This is a genomic window from Adhaeribacter arboris, from assembly GCF_003023845.1.
GTDB lineage: Bacteria > Bacteroidota > Bacteroidia > Cytophagales > Hymenobacteraceae > Adhaeribacter > Adhaeribacter arboris.
This window is the reverse complement of the sequence record NZ_PYFT01000001.1, coordinates 1,439,745-1,452,392: the sequence shown is the minus strand read 5'-3', so window position 1 is coordinate 1,452,392 and position 12,648 is coordinate 1,439,745. Positions and strand designations below refer to the sequence as shown.

Here is a 12,648-nt window from a genome sequence, read left to right as displayed (position 1 = left end):
GGCCGAAGAATCCATGATGGACGAATGCATCCAGTTAAATTACCCGAAACCTTAACGCCGCAGCAAGCCATTATTTATCTGCAAAACCAGCTCATCCAAATTAACCGGGTAAAAAACTAAATGAACTTGGCGTTGGAAACAACCCCAAAAACTTATCAGCCATATGAGAATAAATAAAAAATTTAAATTTCTGGTAGTTGTAAATGTTTGCGCTGCTTGGTGGGGGGGAATTTTGCTGAGCAGTTGTGAAAGCGCTCCCCAGGTAAAACAGCCAAAATTGCCAAAATTAGGTATTGATCAAATAGTTCAGCGAGAGGTAAATGGGCAAAAGATAAACGATACCATCTATGCCCGAATTCCGGATTTTAAATTTGTGGACCAGGATAGCCAACAAGTTACCAATCAGACTTTTGCCGGTAAAATATACATTTCCGATTTTTTCTTTACCACCTGCCCCACCATTTGCCCAAAAATGCGGACCCAAATGCTGCGGGTTTACGAGAGGTTTAAAGATAGTACCCAGGTGCTGATTTTATCGCACACCATTGATCCCAAACATGATTCCATAAGAGTATTAAATGAATACGCGCAACTTTTAGGCGTGAATACGGCTAAATGGCATTTTGTAACCGGCGAGAAAGACAGTATTTACGCCGTAGCCCAAAAATACTTGGTAGCCCCCATTAAAGAAGTAAAAGTTAATGAGAGCGTGAATGTAATCCATAGCGGAGCTTTTGTACTAGTAGATAAAAATCGCCACGTTCGCGGTATTTACGACGGCACCGACGAAACCCAGGTGAATAAACTACTGCAGGACATCCCGATTTTGTTAAAAGAAGAACACAGTACTTTAAATCTGCTGCCACAACCCAAAGTCTAATTGATATTAACTTAATATAAGAAAATCGTTTTTACTATTTCTATTACCGCTAAATAGCAGAACCACGTAGCTAAGAATAAACGACACCCGTTTGGCTGTGGAGGGCCTTTTAGCGTTCCGGTGCTGCGAAGCAGCAGGGCGCAACGCAGTGAGCCAAGGTTCGCTAAACCGCCCGGAAAAGCCAAACGAGGCCCGCCGGCCCCGAGGCTAAACACGAACCGTTGAACCGCATCCGCACTGTTATACTGAGCCTTGAAAAGGCTCAGCGGATAGACTCGTCAATAAGAATACTTATAAATTATAAATCCGTTAATTATTATTTAACCTTTTTCGCTTCAAAAGACAAATTGTCAGAAAAGAAACCCAGCATTTTGGTTTCAATCCTTTCAGCCACCCGGTTTACATGGTCGCCTTCGTAAATTTCAAAAGAATGTTTAATGCCGTACTTATTTAATTGCTGATCTAAAACCTGAATGCTAGCCGCTATGTTCGTATCTTGGGTGCCGGCATCAAAGCCGATAGCGGTAAGTTTTTTAACATTAGTAATATTCTGGTCGAGAGTAGCAATAGGCATATTAGCCATTCTTTTGGCCACTATTAAAGGTTGTACTTGCCCTTTATCGGTAGGTAAATCCAAATAAAATGGCGGCTTTTTAGGGTTGGGAGCCCAGGCGGCGCCGGTAGCAAAAGCGGCTCGGGTTAGAAAATCAGCTTTATTCACTTCTTCCGGAGTATGAATATTTTCCAGCCGCGATAAGTTATTTAGGTTTTGCAGTTCATTCTCCGAAGGACTGAGGCAACAAGGACTTAATAAATACACGCTCGAAAAAATTTCCGGGTACTTCTGCCCAATCCGGAATGCGCCGTAACCACCCATTGAGTGACCCGCTATTCCCCGGCTGGATGCCTGCGGAATGGTCCGGTAATTTTTATCGATATTCGCCACCAGTTCTTTGGCAACATAATCTTCCCAATTGCCGGTAGTAACTGAATTTGAATAAAAACTGCCCTGAAAACGGGTGTACGCGTTAGGCGTAACCAAAATCATTTCGTGCAACTGGCCACTGGCTAAAGCTTTATTTACAACGTTCGGCAGGTTAATCCAATGCGTTTGAAAACCGTACCATTGGGCATCGTTGTCGGTAAAACCATGCAGTAAATACACCACTGGGTACCGGCGCTTCGGGTTGGTTTTATAACTAGGCGGCAAATAAATGGAAACTTCACGGTCGGGAGAGTCGCCGGATAAATTACCTTCTAAACCTTTCCCGTGTACTTTAATGCGTTCGACGGTGCCTTGTTTCATTGGCGTATTCTGTCCCAAAACCGGCTGAAAGAGAAAAAAGCAACAACAAATTAAAGAGCCTAAAACTAAGCTACGGGTACTTTTTAATTTTCTCATGTTTTTGGAAGACGAGTTGAGGAAAAGTTTTTTAAATAAAATTAATTGGTAGACGAGAAACAATAGTCCCCAACCACTAAACTGTTTTTACAAAAGGTACCGGGTTTTTGCCCTGCCAGGTACCTTGGGTGGATAAGACTTGGAAACGAGCAAATAATTCTTCCTTGTACCATTTTTCGGCGCGGGTGCGTTGCACCACGGCTCGGTGCGCCTGGTTCTGATACGCGTAATTTCGCATTTGTTCCTGGCTGCTCCAGATACTAAAAGTGGCCTGCCGAACAAAGGGCAATTCACCTAAGCCAATGGAGGCAAGTACGCCCGGGGCGCTTTCCAAAGCCTGACTGGTAAGCGTTCCATTTTTCCAGAAAGCAGGTAAAGACCGCCAATTAATGGCGGCCCGAGTTAAAACGGCAATGGGCTGTTCCGAAGAAGGTTCAGTAGTTAAACCCGGCAAAGGATTCTGACCATCCCAAAGACCATGCGCTTTATAAGGTAAAAGTTTAATGGTCCACACCTCCTGGCAGTTTTCATAATACATCTTCATTACCCCTGAATGCGAAAAAAAAGCATTTGCGTCGGCTTCTGTTTGCCAGGTGGCAAACAAACCGTACCGGTTAAAATCGGGCTTTAAAGAAAATACCCGGCCTTTGCCGCTGCCCAGTAATTTAAAAAATTGTAAACCAACTACCTTTTGCAACAGGGGAGGAGAGGTTCCCATCTGGGCTAATCCCCACCGGATGCGGTTCGGTTTTAAGCCAAATAAAGTAAGCGTAGTAAAGGTGGGGGCAATGCCAGGTGAAAGCAAGAGTTAAATAAAAATTATTGATTGAGTAATAAATTTACCAGAGCAAAAGCAAAAAGGAGCCGTCCAGCTCCTTTTTGTACCATTCGGATAAAAGATTATAAATTGATTTTTTTGTTTTCGCCAGGGTTCGCCGGTTCGCCGGTAATAGCTGCTTTCGCCATGCCATATAAATGGACTAAAGTGCTGGAAGGAGCATCCCAGTACTCCGCCTGGTCAATGGTTACCCGGATTAACCCAATATTCGGATCATCTTTACCTTCCGGAAACCAAGCTTTCAAAGGTTCTTGCCATAATTCGTCTATTTTTTCCTTATTGCGGATGGTCCGCGCCTTGCCCGATATCGACACGTAAGTATTCTTGGCATCATCCATAAAACTTACGTTTACCCGGGAGTCTTGCTTTATTTCGTAGGTTTTGGCAGAATCCTGACCGGTGAAAAACCAGAGAATGCCATCGGGCTTTATTTGTTGGGTCCGCATGGGCCGGCTGCGTAAAGTACCATCCACTTCGGCGGTGGTAAACATGGCCGTTTTAATATCTTTTACTAAATCTATCAGTTTCTCCAGATCCTGGTTAGGGGTATTTTCCATAGTTTTAATCGTTTAATTTTTCGTTAATTCCAGTACGAATGCGTAATTGAAAAGTTCTTTTCGCCGAATCAGTCATAGCCGGACTAATTGTTTATACGGGATAATATAATTTCTGTAGATTTAACCAAAAAGCCGGTATTTGGTTTTAGCTTGTAGGAATAAATAAAAGCATTTTGAATTTTTTAGCGCATACTTTTTTATCCGGCTCCGACGAAGAGTTGCTGGTGGGTAATTTTATCGCGGATTCTGTAAAAGGCCGACAAAAAGAGATATATCCCGATGGAGTTCGGCGGGGCATAGAATTACACCGGCTTATTGATACCTTCACCGATGCCCACCCCATGGTACACCAAAGCAAAGAGCGGCTCCGGCCCGAACAGGGCAAATTTGCCGGCGTGGTCACGGATATGTTTTACGACCATTTTCTAGCGGCGAATTTTGAACAGTATGCCTCAATGACTTTGCTTGATTACTCCTTGTACGTGTACCAAACCGTGCAAAATTACTCTTACTTATTACCCGAACGGGTTCATTATTTTTTGCCTTACATGATTAAACAAAATTGGCTTTACCGGTATGCTCAAGTCGCGGGTATTCAGGCCTCTCTAAACGGCATGAGCCGCCGTAGTTCCTTCCGTTCCAATATGAGTACCGCCACCCAGGCCCTAGAAGAAAATTATTTCATTTATCAACAAGATTTCCAGCAATTTTTTCCTGAGTTGCAGAATTATGTTAAACAGGTTTTAATCGGTTAATTATTTCTAGTTTTTATAAAAACCATACTTTTTAACTTAACTGAGCCTCCAAGAAAATAAACTTACTCATATTCCGAAACTTCTTCTCAAAGGGAGGGCTTTAATACTCTAATACTCCGGAACTATCGCGAGCGTCCTCGCTCGTGAGAAGTATCGTTCGGCCTCTAGCCGGTGGTATGCAAGCGTATTTACTTTACATCCAAGTTCATCGATTCGCCCGGCCAGAGGCCTACCAGATGGTTAGAGTAAAAAGCGAAATGATAAAAGCTACCAGTTCTCCGGTGAATTTACAAGTACCAGCATATAATATGGATATCGTTTTAAGATTTATTGAGATTAAAAGATATCATTCATAGATATTATCCTTAATTACAAAAGAAAATATTTTACACTTAATTACCAGATGAAAGTAATATACAAAATCACATATCCAAATGGTAAAATATACATCGGAAAGGATGTGACAGATACTTTAAACTATTTTGGAAGTGCAAATAGTAAATTAATTGAAAAAGATTTTACCAGAGAGCAAAGACAAAATTTTATTATCAAAAAAGAAATATTATGGGAGTCTGAAACTGCTTCAATTAAAGAGGTTAATCAAGCAGAAGTTAAGTTTATAAAATTTTATCAATCTAACCATCCAAATATTGGCTATAACCAATGGCCAAAATTTAAATTATTATAAATAAAATTAATTTTCCTTAAGATAAATAAATCATAAAAAAAGCGGGAAATATTTCCCGCTTTTCAATTTTAAATAGAACAAAATTAATGATGATGCCCGTGCTCGCCGTGAACGTGGCCGTGGGCTAATTCTTCTTTGGTAGCTTCGCGTACGCTCACTACTTTCCCGTCGAAGTGCATGGTTCGGCCGGCTAAAGGATGATTAAAATCCATCTGTACTTCCTGGTCGTTTACGTCAACCACCTGGCCTTGCATTTGGTTGCCTTCGCTGTCGGCCATGGGTATAAAGTTGCCGGGTTCCAGCATGCCATCCGGAATAGCCCCATCTACTTCAAAAACATTCTTCGGAATACTAACCAACGCATTTTCGTCGTAATCGCCGTAACCTTCTTCCGATTCTAAAGAGAACGAAAAAGTAGCGCCTTCTTCCAATCCGTTTAAGTGTTCCTCAAATTTGTCTGGTAAACCACTTGCCCCGTACAGAAAAACCATTGGATTATCGGAACCAGCGGTTTCTACGTGGCTTTTTTCCCCGTTTTCATCTAATACGCTTAGATCATACGTCAGCGACACCACGGAATTATTGCTAATTTTCATAAAGACTTTTAATTTTTATTTGGCAAAGTTAAGGATATATCTACGTTCCCGTAATTTATTTTCGGTATACGGCTATTCTAAGATATTGGTCAACTCCCAGGCACTTTTATATGCCCCGATACTTTCGGTGTAAGTTAAAAATTCGGTGTAAAACGGATGCCGGGTGAGGGTAGCACTGTCGCCAATAATCACCAACTTTTTACGGGCCCGGGTCATGGCTACGTTCATCCGGCGAATATCCGATAAAAAGCCAATTTCTCCGGCACTGTTGCTGCGCACCAGGCTGATATAAATAATATCGCGCTCCTGGCCCTGAAAAGAATCAACGGTTCCGACGCTTAATAAGCGACGGTTCTGCAAATCAGTTAGCTGAACGTTGTGTTCTAGTTCGTCTTTTAAATAATTAATTTGCGCCCGGTACGGCGAAATAATGCCAATTTTTAAAGGGTTTTCCTCTATTTGGCCGGCATCGTAATCTTTTAGCAAGTTTTGAAGGTGCTGCAACACTAAATCTGCTTCTTCGGGATTCGCCACACTGGAGCTTTCGGAAAAGGCTCTTTCGTTGTAACCGCAGCCCGCCGTATCTATAAATTCTAACGCCAAATTGCCGGCAAAAATCTCGTGAAAAGCTTCTAAATCCGCGGCTGCTACGCTATCGTGCGCCTCTAATTCGCCGCCGTAAAATTGGTGGTTCGAGAAGTTCATGATGTGTTCGTGCATCCGGTATTGGGTTTTCAGCATTACGGCAACCCGCGACTGACGTTCCATACATTTCTCGAACAAAGTAGTACTCAATCCTTTCTTTTCCGCATCAATGGATTTAATCGTGGGTGGCAACTGGCAATGGTCGCCGGCTAAAATCACCCGGTTGGCCCGCGTAATCGGAATCCAACAGGCGGGTTCCAGAGCTTGCGCCGCTTCGTCAATAAAAACTGTATCGTAAGTTAAATGCCGGATTACCCGGTTGGCCGAGCCCACCAAAGTACACGTAATTACCTGCACCCGGTCGAGTAAGTCGTCAATAATATACCGTTCCAGGTTTTCGGCTTCGGCGAGCAGGCGGCGGCTTTCTTCTTTCATTAAACGGCGCTGTTCGCGCTCTTCCCAGCCAAATTTGCGTTTAAACTGGAAGGCCATAGCCTTGTACTCCTCCGCATTCTTGCGCAACAGTTTAATGTCTTTGTAATCGCGGTGCGCCATAATCTGGGCGTCTAAAGTGTGTTCCAACAGCAAATCCGATACGCGCGAAGGATTCCCAATCCGGATAACGTTAATGCCTTGGGCCGCTAATTTTTCGGTGAGCAAATCCACCGCGGTATTACTGGGAGCGCAAACCAACAAACGGCGCTCGTTTTCTAAGGTGCGCAGAATGGCCTGCACCAGGGTAGTAGTTTTACCTGTACCCGGCGGACCGTGGATAATGGCTACATCCTGCGCCTGCTGAATATTTTGTACCGCATCGTTCTGCGAATTGTTTAATTCCGGAATAGGATTATACAGTACCTTTTCTTTAAACCGGGCAGGTTCTATACCTAATAAAACATCGCGTAATTGGGCCAAACGACTTTTTTCGGCTTCGATTACCTTACGCAGAGCAATTTCCATTTCCCGGTAACTCATCTCGTCGAAGGTCAGGTCAATGCCCAGTTTACCGTCTTCAATCCAGTCGGGCAAGTCTTCTTTGGTGGTGGCCAGCGTCAATTTGTTGCGTTTTAAACTGGTAATAACGCCGGTTAAAACCTGGCCATCGTGGCCTTGGCTACCCGAGGCATTGGAAAAAATCTGGGCGGCTTTACCCGTTTGAAATAAATGCAATTGGTCTTTTCCCTGGGTACGCTCCAGTTCCACCACTACTTTGCTGCCAAACCCGATTTCGGTTTTCGTAATAACAATGGGGTACCAACACAAACCGTTTTCTTTTCTTTCGGTAATGGGGCTGCGGGTACTTTTTAACTTATACTGGTTTAAGTCTTCTTCTTGTTCTAATTTAAGTAAGGCTTGGGTACGCCTTAATTCTTCGGTGATATCTATCATTTAGGTAGTAAATAACTGCTTTTACTTTTTAGAAATCAGCAGCTTATAATTTTTAAATTTAGCGTTTTTATGCAATAGTATATAATCCTATTTAAACCGAAAAGGTTTCGAAATTCCTGGATTTGTGCTATCTAAACCAATGAAATGCCGGGGTTAATCCGTAGAAAAAATAGGATATTACTTACGGATTTTTCCGGCGGACAGACTTAATTTCCGGCGCAAATTGAAAATGTACAATATTAATCCAATGATGAACATAGCGGCTACAGCAATAATTTTATCGCGGTCGCTGCGTTTGGCCCGTTCCTGATTTGCTTCTTCGGTAAGTTCGTTGATTTTCCGCTGCCGCGATTTTTGTAAGTTATCCAGGTTTGCCACCTGGGTTTTTAAGGCGTAAATGGTATTTGTTACGGCTACCCGGTCGTCTTTTACCTGTTCGGCAATTTTGTTTTGCTCGACGGTTAAAGTTACGGCTTTCCGGAGGGTACTGGTTTTTATGGTGTTGATAATTTCACTGTCTTTCCGGATGATACCTTTTAGCGTGTCGATAATCTTCAGTAAATCTTTCTTCGATTTCTTGCCCCAGAAATTGCTATTTTGGGCGTTAAAATACTGGTAATCTTTTACTAATTGCTCGCGTTGCGTTAACAATAGGCGTAAACTATCGTCTTGTACGGCAGCGAAAGAATGGTAAGAGAGTATAGTGAATAATAACACAAAAACTAAAATTTTCATGGGTATTGTAACAATAAATTAAACCAATATTTAAGATTGGAAAGATAGGGATTTTTCAAGTCCTGCATTTGAATACTCTCACTATAAAAATAATTATGAAAGCAAGTTAACTTTAGAAATTGACTGTGGCTTTTAAGCGTAACCTTCTTCACTTATCTATAAATTCTTTTCTTTATGATAATTCTGATCGAAGAATAGGCTAAAATTTATACTTATTTATAAAACGAAAGCGTAGGTGAAGGTTATTAAATTATTCCGTTGAGACTGTACCAGTCTCCATATTACGGTACTGACGGGCTTCAACGATCCTTGTTTGACTCGGGGCCGGCGGGCCTCGTTTGGCGCTCTCGGGCGGTTTAGCGAACCTTGGCTCACTGTGTTGCGCCCTGCTGCCGCGCAGCACCGGAACGCTAAAAGGCCCTCCACAGCCAAACGGGTGTCGTTTATTCTTTGCTGCTTGGGTCTACAATTTCGGAGGTAGTAAAAATTGCAAATACCACTTCTGGATATTTATCTATTTACTGAACCTGAATTTGCTTTTGCGGTTGTTTGCTGGGAACCTTATTTTTTGGTCGGAAAAAGTAGACGACTAAAATGGGTAGCAGCAATAAGTCGGATAAAACGGCAAACAGTAAGGTTAAGCTAATGAGCAGGCCAACGTAAAAAGTACCTTCGAAAGTAGAAAATATGAGCGTGCAGAATCCGGCCATTAAAATACAACTGGTAATAATTACGGCTTTACCGGTGGTTAAATAAGTGCGTTTAACGGCGTAATACAAGGGTTTGCCACTCATTAGTTCTAATTTTAATTTACTGATAAAATGGATGGTATCGTCGATGGCAATTCCCAGGGCAATGGTAAAAATGATGGAGGTAGATACTTTGAGGTTAATAGCTGTTATTCCCATAAATGCCCCGATAAGAACTATCGGGAGAATGTTCGGCAATAGGGTAATCACAATCATTTTAAAAGACCGGAACATTAATCCCACAATTGCCCCAATAAATAGAATATCCAGCAGCAAACCTTCCATTAAATCGCGGGTGAGAGTGTCGTTGTTTTTATCTAAGAGCAAGGAACTGCCGGTTACGTGAGTTAGTAACAAGGTAGAATTTGTTTGCTTTCGCATAAATTCCCGGAATTGATCAGTTAGTTGGGTAGCCCGGGCGCTGCCAATATCGCCCATTTTACCACTTAATCGTCCCTCGGTTTGGTTAGCGCTTACCAAGGAGTTTAGTTCGGGTCGCTTCCGGAATAATTTTAATTTTGCTTGTACTTTTCGCCATTGCGCCTCGGTTTGGGGAAGCTGGAAACTTTCTGCGGAACCACCATTAATGGCCCGGTTTAAGGTTTTAACGACAGTTAGCGGGGAGATAATAAATTTTAATCCGTATTGGGTAGTCAGGTAATGTTCTATTTCTTCTACTTCGCGCAGTACCGGCAAATCGTAGAGCGTGTGACCGGGAGCGGCTTTTAAATACAATTCAAAGGGGCGAACTCCCGCAAAATTTTGCTCGAAATATTTAAAATCCAGCTTCACGGGATCGTTGTCCGATAAATCATCCAGTAAAGTGGTATCCATCCGGATAAGACTAATGCAATAAATAGAAGCCAGAATAATACCCGTAGTAGCTACCAGAATGCGGGTGCGGTATTTAAATACAAATAAAAGCAGGCGGCGCAGCAGCATGGGCCAGGTAAAAGCTTCTTTCTTAGGGGCGGTGCGCGGGGGCAAAGGCATCAGCAGCATCATGGCCGGCAGCATGGTCATGGATAAAAGGTAGGCTACTACTACGGCAATACCCGTGTACACCCCAAAGTTGCGGATGGGTCCGATATCGGCGGTTAATAAAGTTAAAAAACCAATGGCGGTGGTAATGGCGGTAATAAAAGTAGCTAAGCCTACGTCTTTAAGGGTAGTAATAATAGCCTGGGTTTTAGGTTTGCCTTCGGCCACTTCGGTAACGTACTGGGTTAAAATATGCACCGAATCCGACATGCCGACCACAAACATAATGGTGGGTAAAAGCATGGTCATAACATCGATGTTGGTTCCGGTAAGCCCCATTAAACCCATCGACCAGCAAATAGAAATTAATACTACCATTAAAGGCATTACCACGCCCCACCAGGTCCGGAAGGTAAAGTAAAGGAAAATAATAACCATCACGATGGAAATGGACATAAATAAAGCCAGTTCGTATTGCATGCGGTCCACAAAAATAGACTGGGCCACGGCTTTGCCGGCAATATGATAATCGTTCAAACCTACTAGGTGCAGCTTTCCTTTTAGGTTGATAAGCAGCGTATCGCTGGGTAATTTGGTTAGGTTCGGCGAAGTCTGAATAACGAGGGCTACAGAACGGGCATCCGCCGAAAAAAAGGTGCCCACCAGGCCGGGTGATTGGTAAATAGTAGAGCTATCCTGTTGGTAACGCTCCGGCTCGTTTACGTGCAGATACGGTACTTCAAACACCCCAAAGGCTTCAATTATCGGGCTGCTGAGGGTAGTAGGGGACTGCACCCGTTCTACGTGGCGAAGCCGGGAAATTATTTGCGTTACCGAATCTACTTTTTTTAAGAAAACCGGGTCGAATATGCTCTTGGGGTGCGATAAAGCCAGTAACAGGTAATCGTTGTCGTTGCCAAATTTTTCGCGGTACTTCAAGTAAAAACTCAGCTCCGGATCGTGTTTCGGGAAGAAATGATCGAAGTTGTAATCAAACCGAAGCCGGGAAATAGAAAATAAACTGAGGCAGGTAAATAGAAATATAAAGAGGAGTACGCAATAACTAAGTTTTTTATAGAACATTTTAAAATATTACGCGCTACGCGGCGTTTCAAAAAAGATAAGTAACCTTATTTAAGGTAATTAACCCGATTATAACCCTCATTGTTTGACTATAAACGGTTTTTATCATGAAAAAATTTGCCCTGTTGCTTTCTTTTCTGGCTTATGCGGGCAATGTTGCCTCAGAAGGCACTATCCTGGTAAATACCATCTCGTTTGCCGATTTACCGGCTAAGGTTAAAACCACTAAAATTATTACCGCTAAAAAATTAACTAAAGTTACTCCGGCGGCTACTTGTACGGTTAGAGTAAAAGCTTGTCCGGGTGTCAATGCCCGGGTAATGGTAGCCAAAACCATGACCTGTCCTAAGGTGTCGCTGCTGAATTAAGATTTAAAAATATATGCTTGGTAAAAGTCTGCTACTATCGGCAGACTTTTTTATTTTTGGCTTTAAGCAGTCATCGTTTTCTATTAATTAGTCGGTAAACAATAAAAGAGAAACCGGGTTATGGAGAGGCGAAGAGATTATTTATTTTTTAATTAATTCCAAATTTTAATTACCAGAAAGAAAACTATGCGGCAATATCTTGACCTGATTGATCATATAATACAAAAAGGAACCCGGAAAGACGACCGGACCGGCACGGGTACTCTTAGCGTTTTTGGTTATCAGATGCGCTTTGATCTGGCGGAAGGCTTTCCGTTGGTAACTACCAAAAAAGTGCATTTAAAATCGATTATTCACGAGCTGTTGTGGTTTTTAAAAGGGGAGACTAATATAAAATACTTAAAAGATAATGGCGTATCCATTTGGGATGAATGGGCCGATGAAAACGGTAATTTAGGTCCGGTGTACGGTTCGCAGTGGCGGTGCTGGCCTACGCCCGACGGCGGCCACATCGACCAAATTACGCAAGTAATTAACCAGATTAAAGTTAACCCGGATTCGCGCCGGTTGATAGTGAGCGCCTGGAACGTAGCGGAAATCAATAAAATGAAACTGCCGCCTTGCCACGCGTTCTTCCAGTTTTACGTGGCCGAGGGTAAATTATCCTGCCAATTGTACCAGCGCAGCGCCGACGTGTTTTTAGGCGTTCCGTTTAACATTGCTTCTTACGCTTTGCTTACTTTACTGGTGGCCCAGGTATGCGGATTGCAAGCCGGTGAATTTATCTGGACCGGGGGCGATACGCATTTGTACCTCAACCATTTAGAACAAGCCCAACTGCAACTCAGCCGCGAGCCCCGCTCTTTGCCGCAAATGCTTATAAATCCGGCGGTTACTTCTATCTTCGATTTTACTTACGATGATTTTAAACTCGAAAATTATAATCCGCATCCGGCTATAAAAGCGCCGGTAGCCGTATAAG

Annotated in this window: 12 protein-coding genes; 5 read left to right on the top strand and 7 right to left on the bottom strand. The window is 42.8% G+C overall.

Annotation, left to right across the window (positions count from 1 at the left end):
• Positions 1-163 precede the first annotated feature (163 nt).
• Positions 164-880: an SCO family protein gene (locus AHMF7605_RS06090; RefSeq protein ID WP_106927444.1), complete on the top strand. Its 717-nt coding sequence runs from the start codon at positions 164-166 to the stop codon at positions 878-880.
• Between the two features lie 316 nt (positions 881-1,196).
• Here AHMF7605_RS06090 and AHMF7605_RS06085 read toward each other — a convergent pair whose 3' ends face one another.
• The 3 genes from AHMF7605_RS06085 to AHMF7605_RS06075 form a co-directional block, all read right to left on the bottom strand.
• Positions 1,197-2,282 (bottom strand): alpha/beta hydrolase, encoded by a 1,086-nt coding sequence (locus AHMF7605_RS06085; RefSeq protein ID WP_106927442.1) that lies wholly within the window; start codon positions 2,280-2,282, stop codon positions 1,197-1,199.
• 76 nt (positions 2,283-2,358) lie between these two features.
• Entirely contained in the window at positions 2,359-3,087 is a 729-nt protein-coding gene (locus tag AHMF7605_RS06080) for a spheroidene monooxygenase (protein ID WP_106927440.1), read from the bottom strand.
• Between the two features lie 95 nt (positions 3,088-3,182).
• Entirely contained in the window at positions 3,183-3,677 is a 495-nt protein-coding gene (locus AHMF7605_RS06075) for a pyridoxamine 5'-phosphate oxidase family protein (protein WP_106927438.1), read from the bottom strand.
• Positions 3,678-3,850: 173 nt separating this feature from the next.
• Between AHMF7605_RS06075 and AHMF7605_RS06070 the strand changes: the two genes are divergently transcribed.
• Together AHMF7605_RS06070 and AHMF7605_RS06065 are read left to right on the top strand one after the other, a co-directional pair.
• The gene (locus AHMF7605_RS06070) at positions 3,851-4,432 is read left to right on the top strand and encodes an acyl carrier protein phosphodiesterase (protein WP_106927436.1); all 582 of its coding nucleotides are present in this window, start codon (positions 3,851-3,853) and stop codon (positions 4,430-4,432) included.
• A 403-nt stretch (positions 4,433-4,835) separates the two neighbouring features.
• On the top strand, positions 4,836-5,120 hold the full coding sequence (locus tag AHMF7605_RS06065) for a GIY-YIG nuclease family protein (protein ID WP_106927433.1): 285 nt from the start codon (positions 4,836-4,838) through the stop codon (positions 5,118-5,120).
• An 83-nt stretch (positions 5,121-5,203) separates the two neighbouring features.
• Here AHMF7605_RS06065 and AHMF7605_RS06060 read toward each other — a convergent pair whose 3' ends face one another.
• From AHMF7605_RS06060 to AHMF7605_RS06045, 4 genes are all read right to left on the bottom strand, one after another.
• Complete coding sequence (locus AHMF7605_RS06060) at positions 5,204-5,716, bottom strand: FKBP-type peptidyl-prolyl cis-trans isomerase (RefSeq protein ID WP_106927431.1); 513 nt, start codon at positions 5,714-5,716, stop codon at positions 5,204-5,206.
• Between the two features lie 72 nt (positions 5,717-5,788).
• On the bottom strand, positions 5,789-7,750 hold the full coding sequence (locus tag AHMF7605_RS06055; protein WP_106927429.1) for an AAA domain-containing protein: 1,962 nt from the start codon (positions 7,748-7,750) through the stop codon (positions 5,789-5,791).
• A 177-nt stretch (positions 7,751-7,927) separates the two neighbouring features.
• Positions 7,928-8,485 (bottom strand): hypothetical protein, encoded by a 558-nt coding sequence (locus AHMF7605_RS06050; RefSeq protein ID WP_106927426.1) that lies wholly within the window; start codon positions 8,483-8,485, stop codon positions 7,928-7,930.
• A gap of 518 nt (positions 8,486-9,003) precedes the next feature.
• The gene (locus AHMF7605_RS06045) at positions 9,004-11,298 is read right to left on the bottom strand and encodes an efflux RND transporter permease subunit (protein ID WP_106927424.1); all 2,295 of its coding nucleotides are present in this window, start codon (positions 11,296-11,298) and stop codon (positions 9,004-9,006) included.
• Between the two features lie 107 nt (positions 11,299-11,405).
• Between AHMF7605_RS06045 and AHMF7605_RS06040 the strand changes: the two genes are divergently transcribed.
• Positions 11,406-11,666: a hypothetical protein gene (locus tag AHMF7605_RS06040; RefSeq protein WP_106927422.1), complete on the top strand. Its 261-nt coding sequence runs from the start codon at positions 11,406-11,408 to the stop codon at positions 11,664-11,666.
• A 186-nt stretch (positions 11,667-11,852) separates the two neighbouring features.
• A complete protein-coding gene (locus tag AHMF7605_RS06035; RefSeq protein WP_106927420.1) occupies positions 11,853-12,647 on the top strand; it encodes a thymidylate synthase in 795 nt (264 codons plus the stop codon).
• Position 12,648 lies beyond the last annotated feature (1 nt).

What these genes read in the sequence shown, in the direction of transcription:
- AHMF7605_RS06075 (WP_106927438.1), bottom strand. Translation starts at nt 3,677, where the DNA reads ATGGAAAATACCCCTAACCAGGATCTGGAGAAACTGATAGATTTAGTA.
- AHMF7605_RS06065 (WP_106927433.1), top strand. Translation starts at nt 4,836, where the DNA reads ATGAAAGTAATATACAAAATCACATATCCAAATGGTAAAATATACATC.
- AHMF7605_RS06055 (WP_106927429.1), bottom strand. Translation starts at nt 7,750, where the DNA reads ATGATAGATATCACCGAAGAATTAAGGCGTACCCAAGCCTTACTTAAA.
- AHMF7605_RS06035 (WP_106927420.1), top strand. Translation starts at nt 11,853, where the DNA reads ATGCGGCAATATCTTGACCTGATTGATCATATAATACAAAAAGGAACC.
- AHMF7605_RS06060 (WP_106927431.1), bottom strand. Translation starts at nt 5,716, where the DNA reads ATGAAAATTAGCAATAATTCCGTGGTGTCGCTGACGTATGATCTAAGC.
- AHMF7605_RS06090 (WP_106927444.1), top strand. Translation starts at nt 164, where the DNA reads ATGAGAATAAATAAAAAATTTAAATTTCTGGTAGTTGTAAATGTTTGC.
- AHMF7605_RS06040 (WP_106927422.1), top strand. Translation starts at nt 11,406, where the DNA reads ATGAAAAAATTTGCCCTGTTGCTTTCTTTTCTGGCTTATGCGGGCAAT.
- AHMF7605_RS06050 (WP_106927426.1), bottom strand. Translation starts at nt 8,485, where the DNA reads ATGAAAATTTTAGTTTTTGTGTTATTATTCACTATACTCTCTTACCAT.
- AHMF7605_RS06045 (WP_106927424.1), bottom strand. Translation starts at nt 11,298, where the DNA reads ATGTTCTATAAAAAACTTAGTTATTGCGTACTCCTCTTTATATTTCTA.
- AHMF7605_RS06085 (WP_106927442.1), bottom strand. Translation starts at nt 2,282, where the DNA reads ATGAGAAAATTAAAAAGTACCCGTAGCTTAGTTTTAGGCTCTTTAATT.